This window comes from Aminobacter sp. J41, assembly GCF_000526635.1.
Lineage (GTDB): Bacteria > Pseudomonadota > Alphaproteobacteria > Rhizobiales > Rhizobiaceae > Aerobium.
The window spans coordinates 1-17428 of record NZ_JAGL01000006.1 but is presented as its reverse complement, the minus strand read 5'-3'; the positions used below and the strand labels follow the sequence as shown (position 1 = coordinate 17428).

18 protein-coding genes are annotated in these 17428 nt (G+C 64.5%); 7 read left to right on the top strand and 11 right to left on the bottom strand.

What is annotated here, in order from left to right:
* The first annotated feature begins 171 nt into the window (after positions 1-171).
* Entirely contained in the window at positions 172-1629 is a 1458-nt protein-coding gene (locus L630_RS0106210) for a glutamate synthase subunit beta (protein WP_024847408.1), read from the top strand.
* Here the strand turns inward: L630_RS0106210 and L630_RS0106205 are convergent.
* Together L630_RS0106205 and L630_RS0106200 are read right to left on the bottom strand one after the other, a co-directional pair.
* Entirely contained in the window at positions 1626-2837 is a 1212-nt protein-coding gene (locus L630_RS0106205) for a DUF459 domain-containing protein (RefSeq protein ID WP_051473111.1), read from the bottom strand. The two genes, L630_RS0106210 and L630_RS0106205, sit on opposite strands and share 4 nt — an antisense overlap.
* Positions 2838-2902: 65 nt before the next feature.
* Positions 2903-4129: a lytic murein transglycosylase gene (locus L630_RS0106200; RefSeq protein ID WP_024847406.1), complete on the bottom strand. Its 1227-nt coding sequence runs from the start codon at positions 4127-4129 to the stop codon at positions 2903-2905.
* A gap of 221 nt (positions 4130-4350) precedes the next feature.
* Here L630_RS0106200 and galU point away from each other — a divergent pair, with 221 nt between their 5' ends.
* Positions 4351-5271 (top strand): UTP--glucose-1-phosphate uridylyltransferase GalU, encoded by a 921-nt coding sequence (galU, locus tag L630_RS0106195; protein WP_024847405.1) that lies wholly within the window; start codon positions 4351-4353, stop codon positions 5269-5271.
* 63 nt (positions 5272-5334) lie between these two features.
* Here galU and denD read toward each other — a convergent pair whose 3' ends face one another.
* From denD to L630_RS0106175, 4 genes are all read right to left on the bottom strand, one after another.
* On the bottom strand, positions 5335-6300 hold the full coding sequence (denD, locus tag L630_RS0106190; protein WP_024847521.1) for a D-erythronate dehydrogenase: 966 nt from the start codon (positions 6298-6300) through the stop codon (positions 5335-5337).
* Positions 6301-6324: 24 nt separating this feature from the next.
* Complete coding sequence (locus L630_RS21065; RefSeq protein ID WP_034329530.1) at positions 6325-6525, bottom strand: hypothetical protein; 201 nt, start codon at positions 6523-6525, stop codon at positions 6325-6327.
* Positions 6525-7283, bottom strand: a complete 759-nt coding sequence (locus L630_RS0106180) for an SDR family oxidoreductase (protein ID WP_024847404.1) — start codon at positions 7281-7283, stop codon at positions 6525-6527. Before L630_RS0106180 ends, L630_RS21065 begins: the two co-directional genes overlap by 1 nt.
* Positions 7284-7349: 66 nt before the next feature.
* Positions 7350-8033 (bottom strand): GNAT family protein, encoded by a 684-nt coding sequence (locus L630_RS0106175; RefSeq protein ID WP_024847403.1) that lies wholly within the window; start codon positions 8031-8033, stop codon positions 7350-7352.
* 83 nt (positions 8034-8116) lie between these two features.
* Here L630_RS0106175 and L630_RS0106170 point away from each other — a divergent pair, with 83 nt between their 5' ends.
* Positions 8117-9286: a pyridoxal phosphate-dependent aminotransferase gene (locus L630_RS0106170; RefSeq protein WP_024847402.1), complete on the top strand. Its 1170-nt coding sequence runs from the start codon at positions 8117-8119 to the stop codon at positions 9284-9286.
* A 57-nt stretch (positions 9287-9343) separates the two neighbouring features.
* Here the strand turns inward: L630_RS0106170 and L630_RS0106165 are convergent, their stop codons facing one another.
* From L630_RS0106165 to L630_RS0106155, 3 genes are all read right to left on the bottom strand, one after another.
* Positions 9344-10102 carry an SDR family oxidoreductase gene (locus tag L630_RS0106165; protein ID WP_024847401.1) on the bottom strand — a complete coding sequence of 253 codons (759 nt, stop codon included), beginning with the start codon at positions 10100-10102 and terminating at the stop codon, positions 9344-9346.
* Positions 10103-10301: 199 nt separating this feature from the next.
* The gene (locus tag L630_RS0106160) at positions 10302-11033 is read right to left on the bottom strand and encodes a tellurite resistance TerB family protein (RefSeq protein WP_024847400.1); all 732 of its coding nucleotides are present in this window, start codon (positions 11031-11033) and stop codon (positions 10302-10304) included.
* A 112-nt stretch (positions 11034-11145) separates the two neighbouring features.
* The gene (locus L630_RS0106155; protein WP_024847399.1) at positions 11146-12066 is read right to left on the bottom strand and encodes a rhodanese-related sulfurtransferase; all 921 of its coding nucleotides are present in this window, start codon (positions 12064-12066) and stop codon (positions 11146-11148) included.
* Positions 12067-12179: 113 nt separating this feature from the next.
* On the opposite strand from L630_RS0106155, the gene L630_RS21060 reads away from it, so the two are divergent.
* Complete coding sequence (locus tag L630_RS21060; RefSeq protein ID WP_024847398.1) at positions 12180-12755, top strand: N-acetylmuramidase domain-containing protein; 576 nt, start codon at positions 12180-12182, stop codon at positions 12753-12755.
* An 89-nt stretch (positions 12756-12844) separates the two neighbouring features.
* Positions 12845-13489 carry a 2-dehydro-3-deoxy-phosphogluconate aldolase gene (locus tag L630_RS0106145; protein ID WP_024847397.1) on the top strand — a complete coding sequence of 215 codons (645 nt, stop codon included), beginning with the start codon at positions 12845-12847 and terminating at the stop codon, positions 13487-13489.
* 2 nt (positions 13490-13491) lie between these two features.
* Here the strand turns inward: L630_RS0106145 and cueR are convergent, their stop codons facing one another.
* Positions 13492-13932, bottom strand: coding sequence for a Cu(I)-responsive transcriptional regulator (gene cueR, locus L630_RS0106140; protein ID WP_024847396.1), 441 nt, complete (start codon positions 13930-13932; stop codon positions 13492-13494).
* 1 nt (position 13933) lies between these two features.
* Positions 13934-16414, bottom strand: coding sequence for a heavy metal translocating P-type ATPase (locus tag L630_RS0106135; protein WP_024847395.1), 2481 nt, complete (start codon positions 16412-16414; stop codon positions 13934-13936).
* 141 nt (positions 16415-16555) lie between these two features.
* Between L630_RS0106135 and L630_RS0106130 the strand changes: the two genes are divergently transcribed.
* Both L630_RS0106130 and L630_RS0106125 read left to right on the top strand, forming a co-directional pair.
* Complete coding sequence (locus L630_RS0106130; protein ID WP_024847394.1) at positions 16556-16750, top strand: heavy-metal-associated domain-containing protein; 195 nt, start codon at positions 16556-16558, stop codon at positions 16748-16750.
* 33 nt (positions 16751-16783) lie between these two features.
* On the top strand, positions 16784-17173 hold the full coding sequence (locus L630_RS0106125; RefSeq protein ID WP_034329525.1) for a DUF305 domain-containing protein: 390 nt from the start codon (positions 16784-16786) through the stop codon (positions 17171-17173).
* Positions 17174-17428: the final 255 nt, after the last annotated feature.

The window sequence follows — 17428 nt, the reverse complement described above, 5'->3', positions numbered from 1 at the left end:
GCGTACCGCCGTCTCTGAAACCTGGGGCGCGTCCGCGCTGATTGTCGGGGTCGCGAATGAGCGGCCCTTCGCGGCGGGGCCGAGAGCCGGTCCCGCCACTGGTTGACAACTACGCACGACCGGCTGCCGCCACGAAAGCGCAGGGTCGAACGCAAGGTCCAAGGTATCAAGATGGGCAAGGTTACGGGTTTTCTCGAAATTGACCGGCAGGTGCAGAAGTATCAGCCGGCGTCCGATCGCATTCGGCACTACCGGGAGTTCACGCTCCCGATGTCGGATCAGGAAGTGGAGAAGCAGGCGGCGCGCTGCATGGATTGCGGCATTCCGTTCTGTCACGGGCCGACCGGATGCCCGGTCCACAACCAGATCCCCGACTGGAACGACCTGATCTACAACGGCGCCTGGGATGCGGCGATCCGCAACCTGCACTCGACCAACAACTTCCCGGAGTTCACCGGCCGCGTCTGCCCCGCCCCGTGCGAGGAAGCGTGCACGCTGAACCTCGAGGATATTCCGGTCGCGATCAAGACGGTCGAGCAGGCAATCGCCGACAAGGCTTACGAGACCGGCTATCTTGCGCCGCAGCCGGCTGCCGAGAAGACCGGCAAGAAGGTCGCAATCATTGGCTCCGGTCCGTCCGGCATGGCCGCTGCCCAGCAGCTCGGCCGCGCTGGCCATGACGTACACGTCTACGAGCGCGAGTCGCGCCCGGGCGGCCTGCTCCGCTACGGCATTCCCGACTTCAAGATGGAGAAGAAGTACATCGACGCCCGCGTCCGCCAGATGGAAGGCGAAGGCGTCACCTTCTTCTGCGGCGTCAATGTCGGCGTCGACAAGAAGGTCGAGGAGCTGCTCGCCGAGTACGATGCCGTGCTCTACTGTGGCGGCTCCGAAACCCCGCGTCCGGCCGGCATTCCGGGTGTCGAGTTCAAGGGCGTCCATGATGCAATGCCCTATCTCGTTCAGCAGAATCGCCGCGTCGGCAACGAGGACATTCAGTCGGTCGCGTGGCCGTCCGAGCCGATCCTGGCCGGCGGCAAGCACGTCGTGGTCGTCGGCGGTGGCGACACCGCCTCGGACTGCGTCGGCACCGCGTTCCGCCAGGGCGCGGTTCGCGTGACGCAGCTCGACATCCGTCCCCAGCCGCCGGAGAAGGAAGACAAGCTGACCGTCTGGCCGTACTGGGCGACGAAGATGCGCACCTCTTCCTCGCAGGCCGAGGGTGCAAAGCGCGAGTTCCAGGTCGCGACGCTCGAGTTCGTCGGCGACGACGAGGGCAACCTCACCGGCGTGAAGTGCTGCCAGGTCGACGAGAAGCGCAAGCCGATCGAGGGCACCGAGTTCGTCATCAAGGCGGACCTGGCCTTCATCGCCATCGGCTTCGCCGGTCCGATCAAGAGCGGCGTGGTGCAGGAGCTCGACGGCAAGCTGAACCTGACGGTGGATGCGCGCCGTTCGACCAACGTCGCGGCCAACGATCTCGACTACCGCACCAACATCGACAAGCTGTACGTTGCCGGCGACGTGCGCCGCGGCCAGTCGCTGGTGGTGTGGGCGATCCGTGAAGGCCGCCAGGCAGCGCACGCAATCGACAAGGACCTGATGGGCGCGACCGTCCTGCCGCGCTAACGCGCTGGCGGCAGCGCGGAGGTCGTTTCCTTCGAAGCTGCAGCGGCATCCGGCAGTGAGAAATCATCGGCCCGTCCCTTCCGGGGGGCGGGCCCAATTCCTTCCAGCCTCAGCCGGTCGGCATCGCTCTTCGCTTCATCGATGCCCGGCTTGAAACTCGCTCCCAAAAGCTCCGAACCTTCCGTCGCCAGATCCTCGATCGGCATGGGCGGCGTGCGGTCGATCACGGCAGGCGTGCCGTCCTCGACGGCCGGCGGCAGCACGCCTTCTGGCTGCAGCACACCGGGTTCGGGCACCGCACCGCCGAGACCGAACAGGCGGCCCAGCGGCTTTTCCAGATAATAGGCGATCTTGCGGCGACCCTGGCGGGTGACGTTGATGCCGTCGCTCGAGCGCAGCTGCGCCGGCTGGCCATTGATGTCGGGGCCCGCAGCGGCAAAATTGCCGGCCTCGTCGACAAAGCCATCCCAGACGTCAATGTACTCGCCGCCCGCGTCGGTGACGATGCGGCGGTAGATGTCGTTGAAGACGACCATGTCCGAAGTCATCGACGGGGACTTGTAGGGCAGGTTGCCGACCCACAAGAGCGGCAGGCCCTTGTCGCGCACGGCCTTCGCGAGTGCCGTGACGCGCCGCTCATATTCGGCCGTCCACTCATCCGTGCGCGGTTCGACGCGGGTTCCACCGACCACCATCTGCTGGCGGTCATTGGCGCCGATCATCACGACGACGGCGGCGGGGGTAGACGCATCGATCACCGAAGCGATGTTGCCCGGCCAGTCATAGTGGTCGCTGCGCACGAGGCCGGAGGAGCCATTGGTCTTGTCGACCACGGCGACGTCTGGATTCTGTGCGAAGGCGGCCTCCAATCCGGAGGCGAGACCCGATGCGACGAAGTCACCAACGACGAGCACGCGCTTCGCGTTCTCGACCTTCTCGATGACGGGTTCCGGGGGAGGGGCGGCGGGCGTCGAGCGCCGCTTCGCCGGTTCGGCCGCGCGGCGCTGGCGTGTCGGCGGGGCGACGCGTTCCTGACGCGGCGGCTCACGCCGCTGGAACAAGAAGCGCAGCAGGCCGACGCCCTGGCGCTGTTCCTGCGCATGGGCAGCGCCGACAAACGAGACCTCGCCCACGGGAATCACGCACAGCGCCAGCAGGATGCAGAGGAGGCGCGCGGAAAACAGCAGCGTTGCGACGGGCAGTTTCATGCGAACCTTCCTGACGATTGACGGGGCACAGAGGCCCCGTCACTCTGATCATCTGCGGTCAGGTTCTACTGACCCCTGAGCCGCGTCAACAGTTCCTTGCTCGGGTGGCCGTCCTGCGGCATGCCCAGCCGTCCCTGGAGCGCCTTGATCGCCTCCCGCGAGCCTGAACCGATGCGCCCGTCGATCTCGCCATTGTAATAGCCGTGCGCGGAGAGCCGCTTCTGCAACTCCTGCGTCTCGGCGAAGGTCAGGCGCGTGAACGGCCGGTTCCAGTCACGGGTCGGTGCCGGATAGCCGGCGATCTGGTCGGCGAGCAGCGCAACGGCCAGTGCATAGCGGTCGGAGCTGTTATAGCGCTTGAGAACGTTGAAGTTGTGCAGGACCAGGAAGGCGGGGCCATCCCGGCCGTCGAGGACCTTCAGCTCGGCCTGATCGTTCGGGCGCGGGAAGGGCTTGCCGTTGGCGCGCACGACACCAATCGCCTGCCACTGCGCAAGCGTCATGCGCCCGGACGGGAACTTTCGGCCGGCCGGGAGCACAACCTCGTAGCCCCAGGTCTGGCCCGATCGCCAGCCATTGTCCTTCAGAAGGTTCGCTGCCGAGGCAAGCGCGTCCGGGATCGAGTTCCAGATGTCGCGCCGGCCGTTGCCGTCGAAATCGACGGCCCAAGCCTGGTAGCTGGTCGGGATGAATTGGGTGTGTCCCATAGCGCCTGCCCACGAGCCGGTGAGCTGGTTGATCGACACGTCACCGTTCTGGGCGATCTTCAGGGCGGCGATCAGCTGCTGCGTGGCGTATTTCTGCCGGCGCTTGTCGGCGTAGGCGAGGGTGGCCAGCGACGAGACGATGTTGCGCATCACGCGCGGATTGCCCAGCGCCTCGCCATAGCGCGACTCGATCGACCAGATGCCGAGCAGGATGTGGCGGTCGACGCCGAAGCGCTTTTCGATCGCGTCGAGCGTGCGGCGGTGCTGCTTCGCCATGTGGCGTCCGGTCGTAACCGACTGCTCGTTGACCTGATTGTCAAAATATTGCCAGACGGGCGCGGTGAATTCCGGCTGACTCGTCGCGAGTCGCAAAACTTCGGGGTCGGGGGCGGTGATGCCAGCAAATGCGCGATCAAACACGTTGCGGGAAACGCCGCTATTCAGTGCCGTGGCGCGGAACTGGCCTACCCAACGCTGGAACTGTGCGTCAGCAATTGCAGCAGTTGCAGGCAAGCTCAGCGACAGCGCGAGACACAGCGCGCGGCCGGTGTTGACGAAGCGGCTTGCCATCATGCGAGAGATCATCCGTGCCTCCTTTTCGCTTGGCTGGCCCATTCATCTGCCATCGAGGTTAGGAAAGTGTTTACCCTAACGCTTACCTAGCGAATGCAACCGAAGGCTCCTCCGACGCGTTACCTATTTTGGAGGGGTCCCCCCGTTCCCATCTATTCAATAATTTTCAATCCAGGCGTGAAAATGTCACTTAGGACCGCTGATGCGGCGCAACTATTGGGTAATCAAAGTCGATGAGAAAAGTCCGTAAGGCCGTATTCCCCGTTGCTGGACTCGGTACGCGTTTCCTTCCTGCCACCAAGGCGACGCCGAAGGAAATGCTGACCGTCGTCGATCGTCCGGTCATCCAGTATGTCGTGGACGAAGCCCGGGAAGCCGGCATTGAGCATTTCATCTTCGTCACGGGCCGCAACAAGGCGGTGATCGAGGACCACTTCGACGTCCAGTTCGAGCTGTACGATACGCTGGAGCAGCGCGGAAAGCTGGATCAGCTGGAGCGCATGCGGTCGATGCAGCCGGCTCCGGGCCAGACCAGCTTTACGCGCCAGCAGGAGCCGCTGGGTCTCGGCCATGCCGTATGGTGTGCGCGTGACCTCGTTGGCGACGAGCCGTTCGCTCTACTCCTGCCCGACATGATCATGCGCTCGGAAGAGAGCTGCATGAAGGGCATGGTCGAACTGTTCCAGAAGACCGGCAACAACGTCATCGGCGTGCAGGAATGTTCGCCGGACGAAACGCATAAGTACGGCATCGTGGCCAAGGGCGCGTCGATCCACACCGGCTTCGAAATCACGGCGATGGTCGAGAAGCCCAAGCCCGGCACTGCACCGTCGAACCTCTACATCAACGGCCGCTACATCCTGCAGCCGGAGATCTTCCGCATCCTCGAGAATCAGGAGCGCGGCGCAGGCGGCGAGATCCAGCTGACCGACGCGATGCTGAAGCTCGGCAAGGAGCAGACGCTGTTCGGCTATCACTTCCGCGGCGAGACCTACGACTGCGGCTCGCCGGAAGGGTTTCTTGAGGCCAATATCGCCTTCTCGCTGCAGCGCGATGACCTGCGCGACGTGGTCTTCAGCACGATCGACCGGCTGCGGCCGAGGTTCGAGGCGCCGAAGACGGCTCCTCAGGCTCAGGCGAAGGCCGAGGCATAGTCCGGCCGGGTCCCACTTCAACGACAGACGCGCGGAGCTCCGGCTTCCGCGCGCTTTTCGTTTCTACCCGTTGAGGTCGTCCTCGATATAGGCGCGGATGATCTCGTCGAAGCTGTCTTCGGCCTTGAAGCCAAGCTCCCGCGAGCGCCGTGCCTCGAAGCGCGTCGGCCAGTTCTTCACCATCGCCCAGATCGCCTCGTCATGCTCCTCCCGGATGAGACGGACTGCGTCGCTGCCTGCGACACGCGCCAGCGCCTCGATCTGATCACCGACGGTGACCGCTGCGCCGGGCAGCGGCAAATTGCGGTGCGGCCCGACAGCTGCGCTGTCGAGGGATGCCGCGTGCATCAGGAAGCCGACCGCCGCGCGGGGGCTTGCGTGGGTGCAGACGACCGAGCGCGGGACGGGCAGGACTGCCGGGAGGCCGGCAAGCGGCTCGCGGATGATGCTCGAGAAGAAACCGGAGGCGGCCTTGTTCGGCTTGCCGGGACGGACGGTGATGCCGGGAAGGCGCAGGCCGATGCCGTCGAGGAAACCGCGTCGAGTGTAGTCCTGCAGCAGGGCCTCGCCCATCACCTTCTGCGCGCCGTAGGACGACAGCGGCGAAGTGTGGAACTCGTCCGGGATGATGTCGGGGAAGGGGCCGCCATAGACGGCGATCGATGAGGTGTAGACAACCCGCGGTGCGTTGCCCGCCTCGCGGATCGCTTCGTAAAGGGCGCGTGTGCCGTCTAGATTGACGTGGTAGCCGAGCTCGAACTCTGCCTCCGCCTGGCCGGAGACGATACCGGCGAGATGAAACACCACGTCTGGCCTGCGCGCGGCAAGCGCCCTTGCGCTGCCGGGAGCCGCCAGGTCACTCACATGCGTTGCGATCTTGATGCCATTGCCGTCAGGGGCGTCGAACGGCACGACATCCTGCAGGTCGAGTTCGGTTATCGGCCTGTCCCCGATCTTCCGCTCGCTTAGTAGTCGCGCGGTCAGCTTGCGGCCGATCATACCGGCCGCGCCCGTTACCAGGACACGCATCTGTTCACTCCCCCAATTCAGATTTTATTTCCCGCGGCGGCTGCGCCCCCGCAGCCAGAACACACCGAAGAACGCTACCACGAACAGGAAAGCTGCCGCGCCGCCGAGCCATGGCGAGTAGCCGCCGAGCCACAGGACGATGTTCGGCAGGAAAAATGCGAGCAAGCAGAATGCGCCCATGACGAGGGCGGCGGCGATTGCGTTCTTCTTGGTGCTGGCGTCCATCAGGCGCTCAAACCTCCGTCAACGGGAATTGCAGTGCCTGTGGTAAAGGCGGATTCGTCACTGGCGAGATATACCGCAAGGGCGGCGATTTCCCATGCCTCACCGACGCGGCCCATTGGCTGGCGGGCGATAAACATTTCCATCGCTTTGTCCTTGCCGCCGACACTCTTGCCGAGATCCTCAACGCGCTCCTCCCACGAGGGCGAGCGGACGGTGCCGGGGCAGATCGCGTTGCAGCGGATGCCCTGCCGGACGAAATCGATGGCGACCGACTTGGTCAGGCCGATGACCGCGGCCTTCGATGCGCCGTAGGCGTAGCGGTTGGCGATACCTTTGATCGAAGAGGCGCCGGAAGAAAGGTTGATGATCGAGCCGGATGTGCCGTTCGCCTTGGCTCGCTCCAGCATGCCGGGCAGGAATGCCCTGATCATACGGTGCATGCTCTTGACGTTCACGTCGAAGGAACGGTCCCAGTCGTCCTCGGTACATTCCAGCACCGAGCCGTGATGCACCCAGCCGGCGACATTGCAGAGGATGTCGATCTGGCCGACCTTCGCGGCGTAGGCGTCAACTGCCCGGGTCGAGGTCACGTCGAGCTTCGCCTTCTTTGCACGGGCAAGGCCCTCAAGCTTGGCGCGGTCAATGTCGGTGGCGTAGACGGTCGCGCCTTCCTTGACGAAGGCTTCCGCGATTGCGCGCCCGATCCCTTGTCCCGCAGCGGTGACGACTGCGATCTTGCCCTTGAGCCTTCCTGCCATTCTGATCTCTCCCTCCCGAGGCATCGCGCCTTGTGCCGCGCTGCCTCGCCGGGAGCGCAGGCGGCGTCAGCCAATAGCGGCGCGAATCTCCTCCAGCCGCTTCCTCTGCCGACCCTCACTATCGAAGTTCGACCGGTCAAGCCACTCCTCGAACGCAGCGCGGAGCGTTGGCCACTCGCTGTCGATCATAGAGAACCAGGCCGTGTCGCGGTTCTTGCCCTTTGCGACCATGTGCTGGCGGAAGGTGCCTTCGTAGGTGAAGCCGAAGCGGAGTGCTGCGCGCTTGGACGGTTCGTTGTCGTTGTTGCACTTCCACTCGAAGCGGCGATAGCCGAGATCCTCGAAGGCGTGTCGGGCAAAAAGGTAGAGTGCCTCGGTGGCGCCAGGCTGCCGTGCCAGCGGCGGGTTCCAGAGGATCGAGCCAATCTCGATGACGCCGTGGGCCGTATCGATGCGCATGAAGGCCTGGCGGCCGGCGACCTTGCCCGACGCCTTGTCGATCACCGCGAAGAAGAAGGGATCCGCGGAAGCCGCGGCCTTGTCGAGCCACGGCTGGAATTCTGCGCGCGAGGCTGGCGGAGTCTCGAACAGCCAGCGAAAGCGCGCATCGGCATCCCCGGCGGAAGATGCCTCGAACAGGTGGTCGCCGTGACGCGCCGCGTCCAGCTTCTCCAGGCGGACATAGCGGCCTTCCATCGGTTCCGCAGAGGGACGTTCACGGGGCGTCCAATGTTCGAGGCTCATAGTCATGCGTCCGGTGTTCCGAGATTGACAAAGGGTGGCCTAACATCACAAAGCCCGAGGATGAGCCTAGAACCAGGGAGGATGGCCGTATGCTCCAAACCATAGACGCCTTTGACCGGATCGGGGAGGAAAACGCGTTTGCAGTGCTTGCACGGGCGACGGCCCTTGCACAGTCCGGCAAGGACATCATCAACCTCGGCATCGGCCAGCCCGATTTCCGCACGCCCGAACATATCGTCGAGGCGGCGATCAAGGCGCTGAAGGACGGCCATCACGGCTACACGCCGGCGACGGGCCTCCTCGCCACCCGCGAGGCGGTGGTGCGACGGACGCTGAGCACGACCGGCGTCGAGGTTTCGCCGGAGAATGTGATGATCCTGCCGGGCGGCAAGCCGACCATGTTCGCGGCGATCCTTATGTTCGGCCAGCCGGGTACGGAAATCCTTTATCCAGATCCGGGCTTCCCGATCTACCGCTCAATGATCGAATTCACGGGCGCAAAGCCGGTGCCGGTGCCGATCCGCGAAGAGAACGGGTTTGCCTTCTCGGCGGAGGAGACGCTGTCGCTGATCACGCCGCAGACGCGGCTTTTGATCCTAAACTCGCCCGCCAACCCGACGGGCGGTGTGACCCCACGTGAGGAAATCGAGAAGCTTGTGAAGGGCCTCGAGGCGCATCCGCATGTCGCGATCATGTCCGACGAGATCTATGACGTCATGACCTATGACGGCGAAAAACACGTCTCGCTGCTGCAATTCCCGGAGGTGCGCGATCGGCTCATCGTCCTCAACGGATGGTCGAAGACGTGGGCGATGACCGGCTGGCGCATGGGCTGGTCGATCTGGCCCGACCAGCTCTACGACAAGATCCGCAAGCTTGCGGTCAACTGCTGGTCGTGCGTGAACGCGCCAGCGCAGTTTGCCGGCATTGCCGCGATCGACGGTCCACAGGACGATGTCGAGAAGATGATGCGGGCGTTCGACAACCGCCGCAAGATCGTGGTTGAGGGACTGAACAGCCTGCCCGGCGTGTCCTGCATTACGCCGAAGGGCGCGTTCTACGCGTTCCCGAACATCAAGGGCACCGGCTGGAAGGCGAAGCAGCTGGCCAATGCGCTGCTGGACGAGGCGGGCGTTGCGCTGATCGGCGGCCCGGACTTCGGGGTGCTCGGCGAGGGCTACATCCGCGTCTCTTACGCGAACTCAGAAGAGAACATCCTGCGCGCCATCGAACGGATCGGCGCATTCCTGCAGAAGTAGGAAGGAAACTGAAAGCCTTCTCCCCGGTTGCCGGGGAGAAGGCGATCTTGCGGCGCGTCAGCCGCGGCCGACGAAGGGCATCTTCGTTGCCATGACCGTCATGAACAGCACGTTGGCGTCGAGCGGCAGGCTCGCCATGTGCAGAACTGCGTTCGCGACGTGCTGGACATCCATCAACGCCTCGGCGCGCATCGACCCGTCAGCCTGCGGCACGCCGGAGGCCATTGGTGCGGCGAGTTCGGTGAGGGCGTTGCCGATGTCGATCTGACCGCAGGCGATGTCGAACGGGCGGCCGTCGAGGGCGAGCGTCTTCGTCAGGCCAGTAATGGCGTGCTTGGTCGCGGTGTAGGGAATCGTGCCCGGACGCGGCGCATGGGCCGAGATCGAGCCATTGTTGATGATGCGCCCGCCCTGCGGCTTCTGGTTGCGCATCATGCGGAAGGCGCCGCGCGCGCACAGGAACGAGCCGGTGAGATTGACGTCGACGACCTCTTTCCAGACCTCTACCGGAATTTCGTCGATCATAGCGCCCTTGGCGCCCATGCCGGCGTTGTTGAAGAGGAGGTCGAGACGGCCGAACTGCTGCTCGATCTTGGCGAACAGCTCATCGACCTGATCGGCCTTGGTGACGTCGCAGGCAATCGCGACGGCCTTTGCCGTGCCTGCTGATTCAGCTGCCTTCGCCGCTTCCTCCAGGCGGTCGAGGCGGCGGCCAGTGAAAACCGTGTTCCATCCAGCGGCAACCAGCGTCGTTGCGACGGCTTTGCCGATGCCGGAGCCAGCTCCGGTGACGAGGGCGACTTTGCTTTCAGACATGTATGCTTCTCCCAGTGCAACTGACTGTGCTTTGCAGATGACGATGGGGAAGACAAGCGGCTTTGCCACAAAGAGAGGGCGGTCTGCTGACCGCCCTAGTTCGACTACGCCTGGGAGGAGGAGAGCGAAATCGTCTGAGAATCAGGGTGGACCTGATCGGTTAACGAAAGGTTAACGCTTCCAGAAAAATTCGCACTTCTTACCAGGGGGAGTTGGCAGGAGCGGCGGCTTCGGTTTTCACCGCCGACACCGTCTCCTCGATATGCTCGACAAGTGCGTCCGGTAGCGACAGCCTGCCCGCGAGCAGGTCTAGATAACCGCGCTCGGCACGTGTATCCGGGTCAATCGCAATTCGCGACGCGGTGTAGAGCTCGACCTTCTGCGCGTCGGTCTTGGCTGCGGCAACGATCGCGTCGAGGTCGAGCGGCTTCTCAAGCTCGGACATCAGGAATGCCTCGGCCTCGTCGCCAATGCCGGAAAGGTGAAGGCGGTCGGCGATCTTCGCGCGTTCCTCGGCGTCGATATGGCCATCGGCTCTGGCGGCCGCGATCATGGCGCGGACGATCACCAGCGCAAACTCGTTCTCGCCCTGCGGCGCCTGTTCCGGGCTGAAGGGGGTGCCTTCGGGCGGTGGCAGGAGCTCAGGTTCGGTGGCTGCCGGCTGTTCGCCCGGCTGCTTCCCGTTCGAATAGTTCTGGTAGGCTTTGTAGGCGAGGCCCGCTATGGCGGCGAGGCCGCCCAGCTTCAGTGCCGAACCCGACATCTGGCGGCCGGTCCTCGTGCCGAGAAGCACCGCGGCCAGCGCGCCCGTTGCAAGCGGATTGTCCTTTGCCATCTGCACGGCCTTGCCTGCATTGTCGCGCACGGTCGCACCGGTTCCCGGTACGGCGGTGCCGAGAAGTTCGTCCAGAAGCTTCTTCGGGTCGAGCATGCTTGCCTCCTTGTTCGGCTTTGCGTCAGGCCGCACCAGGGGGCGACCTGTCCGAAAGTAGGCAGGCCGATGTGGCATTGCAATGACGGGGGGAAAGCTCGCCGAAGTTGCGTCAGCTGCCGATATGGGGACCCTTGCCGCGCTTTTGCGCCAGCAGCACCTGCCGGTGACGCTCACGGTAGCGCGCCCGGTCTTCCTCCGTGCGCGTATCGTAGCAACGATGGCAGGAGACACCTTCCTCATAGTACGGCGACTTGAGGTCTTCCGGCAGGAGCGGATGGCGGCAGGCGCGGCACAGCTCCGCATCGCCTTCCTCAAGGCCGTGCTTCACCGAGACGCGCTCGTCGAAGACGAAGCACTCGCCTTCCCACAGGCTCTCTTCCGGCGGGACTTCCTCGAGATACTTCAGGATGCCGCCTTTGAGGTGGTAGACCTCCTCGATGCCGATCGAGCGCATGTAGGCGGTCGCCTTCTCGCAGCGAATGCCGCCGGTGCAGTACATGGCGACCTTGCGGCCCTTGAGCTCGTTGTGCCGGTTCTGCGCCCAGCGCGGGAACTCGGTGAAGGTCTGCGTCTCGGGATCGATTGCGCCTTTGAAGATGCCGATTGCCGTCTCGTAGGTGTTGCGCGTGTCGATGACGATGGTGTCTGGATCAGAGATCAGCTTGTTCCACTCGCGCGGCTCGACATAGGTGCCGGCATCGCGCAGTGGGTCGATCGTGTCGACGCCCATGGTGACGATCTCGCGCTTCAGGCGCACCTTCATGCGGTGGAACGGCATCTCGGTCGCGTGGGAGTACTTCAGCTCGAGGCCTTCGAGCTCCTTGATGGCGCTGAGATAGTCGATCAGCTCGGCAATCGCCTCGTAGGTGCCGGCGACGGTGCCGTTGATGCCTTCGTGGGCCAGCAGCAGCGTTCCCTTGATGCCGCGCGCTTCGCAGAACTCGGCAAGCGGGGCACGCAGCTCCGTGAACTGCGGTAGCGAGGTGAAGCGGTAAAGGGCGGCTACGCGAAAAGGACCATTGTTTTCCATGGGCCGCGATTAATCCGCCACATGCGGGGTTTCAAGCTGTTTCGGTGACGCACTTATCCACCTCTCCGGGACGTTATCGAAACTGAGGCCTCCACTTAGGGAGGTTCCTGGCGATGCTGAACGAAACAAAGAGGCTGACGATTGCGGAAGTGGCGCGCACGCTCAAGGTCGAACCGGCGGCACTTGCGGCTGTCGTGGAGGTGGAATCCGGCGGGCGTATTCAGGCGCTGGTCGAAGGCAGGCCCGAGCCGCTGATCCGCTTCGAGGGACACTATTTCGACCGCAGGCTAGCGGGCGACGGGCGCGAGGGGGCGCGGAAGCAAGGGCTCGCCGCACCGCAGGCCGGCGTCATCCGCAATCCTGCCTCACAAGCCGCACGCTGGCAGATGCTGCGGCAGGCAGCTGAAATCGACCGCAAGGCCGCGTATGAATCGACTTCGTGGGGCGTCGGGCAAGTGATGGGCGCGCACGACTGGGCCGCCTTCGCCCGCGGCTACAACGGACCCGCCTATCGTCGCAACCGCTACGACACCAAGCTCGCAGCGGCCTATGCCATCTACCAGAAGGTGAGCTTTGATCTCGGACTCAATGCTGGCGCGGAAACCCGGACGGCGCGGACGCGCGGGCCGGCCGACCTGTTCGACAGCACCATCCGTTTTTTCGCGGCGCTGTTCGGCCGCAGATCCTAACGTGAACGCCGGGCTCATGGACAGCATGGGCCCGGCTCTGGTACACGCGCTGTACCTAATCGATTGAAACTTGATCTGGAGCAGGACCGATGAAGGGTGCACAGAAGACCGAACCGCTTCTCAAGGTGATGGAAGGCCAGCCGGTCATTCCGGTCCTGAAAATTGACCGTGCCGAGGATGCCGTGCCGCTGGCGCGCGCGCTGGCCAAGGGCGGCTTGCCGGCCATCGAAATCACCCTGCGCACGCCGGCTGCCATCGAAGCGATCCGCCGCGCCGCTACAGAGGTGCCGGAAGCGATTGTCGGTGCCGGCACCATTCTTGATGCGGACCATTTTGCGCAGGCCGCCGAGGCGGGGGCGAAGTTCATCGTCAGCCCGGGCCTGACACCGCAGCTCATCGAGGCGGCGGCAGCAAGCGAGGTGCCGCTGCTGCCGGGCGCGATCACGCCGAGCGAGATCATGGCTGCTCGCCAGGCTGGCTACTCGCTGCTGAAATTCTTCCCCGCGGAACAGGCCGGTGGTGCCGGTTTCCTCAAGGCGCTGTCGTCGCCGCTCGCCGGCATCCGCTTTTGTCCGACCGGCGGCATCAGCGCGAAGAACGCGGCCGAGTACCTGTCGCTGCCGAATGTCGTCTGCGTCGGCGGCTCGTGGATCGCGCCGGATGCGCTGGTCAAGGGCGGCAAGTGGGATGAGATCGCGGCGCTCGCCCGCGAGGCCGCGTCCCTCAAGCGCTAAAACTATCCGTGCACGGCGCCGTGGGAGATCCGCGGCGCCGATGCCGACAGCCCCTCCGGGCTTTCAAGATCCGCGAGGATCGGGCAGTCGGGGCGGTGGTCGCCCGAGCAGCAGGACGCCAGATGTTCGAGCGTCGCCGCCATCTGCTCCATCTCCGCGATCCGCTTTCGCAGTTCCGAAATGTGGTCGAGCGCGATGCGCTTGACGTCGGCGCTCTTGCGATTGCGGTCGCGCCAGAGCCCCAGCAGTCCCTGAATTTCCGCAACCGAGAAGCCGAGGTCGCGAGCGCGGCGAATGAAGCGCAGCACGTGGACGTCGTTCTGCGAATAGTCGCGGTAGCCTGACGCGGTCCTTTCCGCGGGAGGGATCAGGCCGGTCTGCTCGTAGTAGCGGATCATCTTGGCGCTGACGCCCGATGCCTTTGCTGCCTGGCCGATGTTCATTTCATACCTCCGGATTGAAGGTTCGAAGCCGCAGCGCATTGCCGACGACGAACACGCTGGAGAGCGCCATCGCGCCCGCCGCGAGCGCCGGCGAAAGCAGGATGCCGGCTGCCGGGTAGAGGATGCCTGCAGCGACGGGGATGAGTGCGACGTTGTAGGCAAACGCCCAGAACAGGTTCTGACGGATGTTGCCGATTGTCGCCTGCGAGATCGCCACCGCGCGGGCAACGCCCGTCAGCTGGCCGGACATCAGGACGACGTCAGCTGCCTCCATGGCTACATCCGTGCCGGTGCCGACGGCGATGCCGACATCGGCTTCGGCAAGCGCGGGCGCATCGTTGATACCGTCGCCGACGAACGCGAGTGCGCCATGTTCGCTGCGCAGGCGGCGGATGGTGTCGACCTTGCCCGCGGGCAGCACTTCGGCGACGACCTCGTCGATGCCGAGGCGGCGGGCGATGGCCTCGGCGGTGCGGCGGTTGTCGCCGCTGATCATCGCGACCTTGAGGCCGGCGCGGTGCAGCGCCGCGATGGCGGCAGGCGTCTGCTCCTTGACCTCGTCGGCAACGGCGATGATCGCCGCAGCCTTGCCGCCGATCGCGGCGTAGAGCGGGCTCTTGCCCTCTTGGCCGAGCCGTTGGGCGGTCGAGGCGAAGGCGGTGATGTCTACGCCAAGCTTTGCCATGTAGCGGTCGGCGCCGACGTTGATGGCGGTGCCGTCGATCTCGGCATGGACGCCGTAGCCGGTGACGCTCTCGAACCGCGCAATCTCCGGGATCGCCAATTGCTCGGCTTCTGCCGCCTCGACGATGGCGCGGGCGATCGGGTGCTCGGAGCGCTTCTCGACAGCCGCGACCATGGCAAGAACCTTGCCACGGTCCAAGCCACCGGCGAGTTCAAGGTCGGTCAGGCGCGGCTTGCCTTCAGTCAGCGTGCCGGTCTTGTCGAAGGCGATGATCCTGACGTCCTTCAGCTGCTGCAGCGCCTCGCCCTTGCGGAAAAGCACGCCCATCTCGGCTGCGCGGCCGGTGCCGACCATGATCGAAGTGGGCGTGGCAAGCCCCATCGCACACGGACAGGCGATGATAAGCACGGCTACGGCATTGACGAGCGCGAAGGTGAGCGCCGGCTGCGGGCCAAACAACAGCCAGGTGATGAAGGTGAGCGTTGCTGCCGCCATGACGGCGGGGACGAACCACATCGTCACCTGGTCGACCAGCGCCTGGATCGGCAGCTTGGAACCCTGCGCTTCCTCGACCAGCCGGATGATCTGGGCGAGCACAGTGTCGCCGCCGACGGCGGTGGCGCGGAAGGTCAGCGCGCCGGTCTGGTTGATCGTGCCGCCGGTCACGCGGCTGCCGGGCTGCTTTTCGACCGGTACCGGCTCGCCGGAAATCATCGACTCGTCGATGAAGCTGCTGCCTTCGACAACTTCGCCATCGACTGGCACCTGTTCGCCAGGGTGTAGGTCGATGATGTCGCCGGGGGCAACATTCGCCGCGTGGATCTCGATGAGCTTCCCGTCCCGCAGCACGCGCGCGGTACGCGGGCGAAGCCGAACCAGCCGGCGGATCGCCTGCGAGGTGCGCCCCTTCGCGCGCGCCTCAAGGAAGCGGCCGAGCAGCACCAGCGTCACGATGACGGCTGCCGCCTCGTAGTAGACGTTGACGGTGCCGGCGGGCAGCAGGGCAGGGGCGAAGGTCGCCACCAGCGAGAAACCGTAGGCGGCGAGGGTGCCGACGGCTACCAGCGAGTTCATGTCGGGCGCGAGCCGCGCCAGTGCCGGCAGGCCCTTGGTGTAGAAGCGGCGGCCGGGGAAGACGAGCACGATCGTGGTGAGTACGAACTGCAGATACCAGCTCGCCTGCATGCCGATCGTGCGCATGACGAGGTCGTGCACGAAATCGAAGGTGTGCGAGCCCATCTCCAGGACGAAGACGGGGATGGTGAGCGCAAGAGCGATGGCGAGGTCGCGCCGCAGCAGGGAAGCCTCGGCTTCCTTGCGTTCTGCCTGCCGCTCCTCGTCCTCGCCGCTGCGATCGATGGGGCGGGCGTCGTAGCCTGCATTTTCGACCGCCGCGATCAGCTCTTTCAGGTCGGCATTACCGGTGACGACCGCGCGCTCGGTGGCCAGGTTCACTGTCGCTGCCTCGACACCGGGAACCTTCGCCAGCGCCTTCTCGACACGGCCAACACAAGACGCGCAGGTCATGCCTTCAACCGCCAGCTCGATTGAGCGGTCGGACTTCGGCACGTCGTAGCCGGCGTTTTCGACCGCCGCGACGAGTGCTTCATAGTCGAAGGGGGCAGAATAGGTGATGTCGGCGCGTTCGGTCGCCAGATTGACGTTGGCGGCAGTCACGCCCGGCACGGCCTTCAGCGCCTTTTCGACGCGACCGACGCAGGACGCGCACGTCATGCCTTCGATCGGCAGCGAAAGAGCCTTGCCTTGTGAAGTGGTAGATTGCAGCGGCGCGTTCATGGTGTCGTCTCGCTCGTTGGCTAACGTCCACCCTTAGATGGGGGTTCCAACCATTGGAAGGTCAAGGGGCAGAAAGTGGGTTGACCTTCCCAAGGTTGGAAGGTCCATGCTCCGCCCAAATTATGGAACCTGGAGTTCATCATGCAGTTCAATATCGAGAACATGACCTGTGAAGGTTGCGTGCGCGGCGTCAGCAAGGCGATCCAGCGGGTCGACCCGACGGCGCAGGTGAAGGCGGATCTCGCCACCAAGAAGGTCGAGGTGTCGACAGAGCTTCCGCGCTCGGCATTCCTGCCGGCGCTGGATGAAGCAGGCTTCACCGTTTCGACCGAATAACCACAGCGGGGGCATTGCTCGGAAGAGCGGCAAATGACGAAACTGAAAACACTGCTGATCTCGGCATCGATCGCCGCCTGCGTGGGGATGAATTCAGCACACGCGCAGAGCCATGACCATTCGGCGCACGGCGGCCATGCTGCCCATGGTGCAGCGGAAGAAAGCCCCGCAGCCAAAGCCTACAACGAGGCCAACCGCCAAATGCATGATGCGATGGACGTCGAGATGACGGGCGACGCCGACGTCGACTTCATGCGCAGCATGATCCCGCATCACCAGGGCGCGGTGGCGATGGCGCGCATCGTGCTCGAGCACGGCAAGGATCCGGAAGTGCGCAAGCTCGCCGAGGATGTGATTGCGACTCAGGAAGTCGAGATCAAGTTCATGAAGGACTGGCTGGCGAAGCACGGCTACGGCGACTGAAGCCGGAAACGCACCGCATCAATGAAAAAAGGCAGCGAATTCGCTGCCTTCAGACCACTGACAAACCCGCCGATTTTTTTGGCGGGTTTTTCGTTTGGGCGGGATGACAGAGCGCAGGGGCGCTGCCGGCGCCTGACGAAGTGAAGATAATGAAGGGGCGAGAGGGCCTCATGCCCCCGCCAGGCGGGGCTGGCGGGTGAGTGCCAGGGCGATCTTCTTCATGTTCTGGCTGGCGGCTGCCAGCAGGCATTGCCA

What these genes read in the sequence shown, in the direction of transcription:
- L630_RS0106205 (WP_051473111.1), bottom strand. Translation starts at nt 2,837, where the DNA reads ATGAAACTGCCCGTCGCAACGCTGCTGTTTTCCGCGCGCCTCCTCTGC.
- L630_RS0106135 (WP_024847395.1), bottom strand. Translation starts at nt 16,414, where the DNA reads ATGAACGCGCCGCTGCAATCTACCACTTCACAAGGCAAGGCTCTTTCG.
- L630_RS0106155 (WP_024847399.1), bottom strand. Translation starts at nt 12,066, where the DNA reads ATGGAAAACAATGGTCCTTTTCGCGTAGCCGCCCTTTACCGCTTCACC.
- L630_RS0106130 (WP_024847394.1), top strand. Translation starts at nt 16,556, where the DNA reads ATGCAGTTCAATATCGAGAACATGACCTGTGAAGGTTGCGTGCGCGGC.
- L630_RS0106160 (WP_024847400.1), bottom strand. Translation starts at nt 11,033, where the DNA reads ATGCTCGACCCGAAGAAGCTTCTGGACGAACTTCTCGGCACCGCCGTA.
- L630_RS0106145 (WP_024847397.1), top strand. Translation starts at nt 12,845, where the DNA reads ATGAAGGGTGCACAGAAGACCGAACCGCTTCTCAAGGTGATGGAAGGC.
- galU (WP_024847405.1), top strand. Translation starts at nt 4,351, where the DNA reads ATGAGAAAAGTCCGTAAGGCCGTATTCCCCGTTGCTGGACTCGGTACG.
- L630_RS0106170 (WP_024847402.1), top strand. Translation starts at nt 8,117, where the DNA reads ATGCTCCAAACCATAGACGCCTTTGACCGGATCGGGGAGGAAAACGCG.
- L630_RS0106175 (WP_024847403.1), bottom strand. Translation starts at nt 8,033, where the DNA reads ATGACTATGAGCCTCGAACATTGGACGCCCCGTGAACGTCCCTCTGCG.
- L630_RS21060 (WP_024847398.1), top strand. Translation starts at nt 12,180, where the DNA reads ATGCTGAACGAAACAAAGAGGCTGACGATTGCGGAAGTGGCGCGCACG.
- L630_RS0106200 (WP_024847406.1), bottom strand. Translation starts at nt 4,129, where the DNA reads ATGATCTCTCGCATGATGGCAAGCCGCTTCGTCAACACCGGCCGCGCG.
- L630_RS21065 (WP_034329530.1), bottom strand. Translation starts at nt 6,525, where the DNA reads ATGGACGCCAGCACCAAGAAGAACGCAATCGCCGCCGCCCTCGTCATG.
- cueR (WP_024847396.1), bottom strand. Translation starts at nt 13,932, where the DNA reads ATGAACATCGGCCAGGCAGCAAAGGCATCGGGCGTCAGCGCCAAGATG.
- L630_RS0106180 (WP_024847404.1), bottom strand. Translation starts at nt 7,283, where the DNA reads ATGGCAGGAAGGCTCAAGGGCAAGATCGCAGTCGTCACCGCTGCGGGA.
- L630_RS0106210 (WP_024847408.1), top strand. Translation starts at nt 172, where the DNA reads ATGGGCAAGGTTACGGGTTTTCTCGAAATTGACCGGCAGGTGCAGAAG.
- denD (WP_024847521.1), bottom strand. Translation starts at nt 6,300, where the DNA reads ATGCGTGTCCTGGTAACGGGCGCGGCCGGTATGATCGGCCGCAAGCTG.
- L630_RS0106165 (WP_024847401.1), bottom strand. Translation starts at nt 10,102, where the DNA reads ATGTCTGAAAGCAAAGTCGCCCTCGTCACCGGAGCTGGCTCCGGCATC.
- L630_RS0106125 (WP_034329525.1), top strand. Translation starts at nt 16,784, where the DNA reads ATGACGAAACTGAAAACACTGCTGATCTCGGCATCGATCGCCGCCTGC.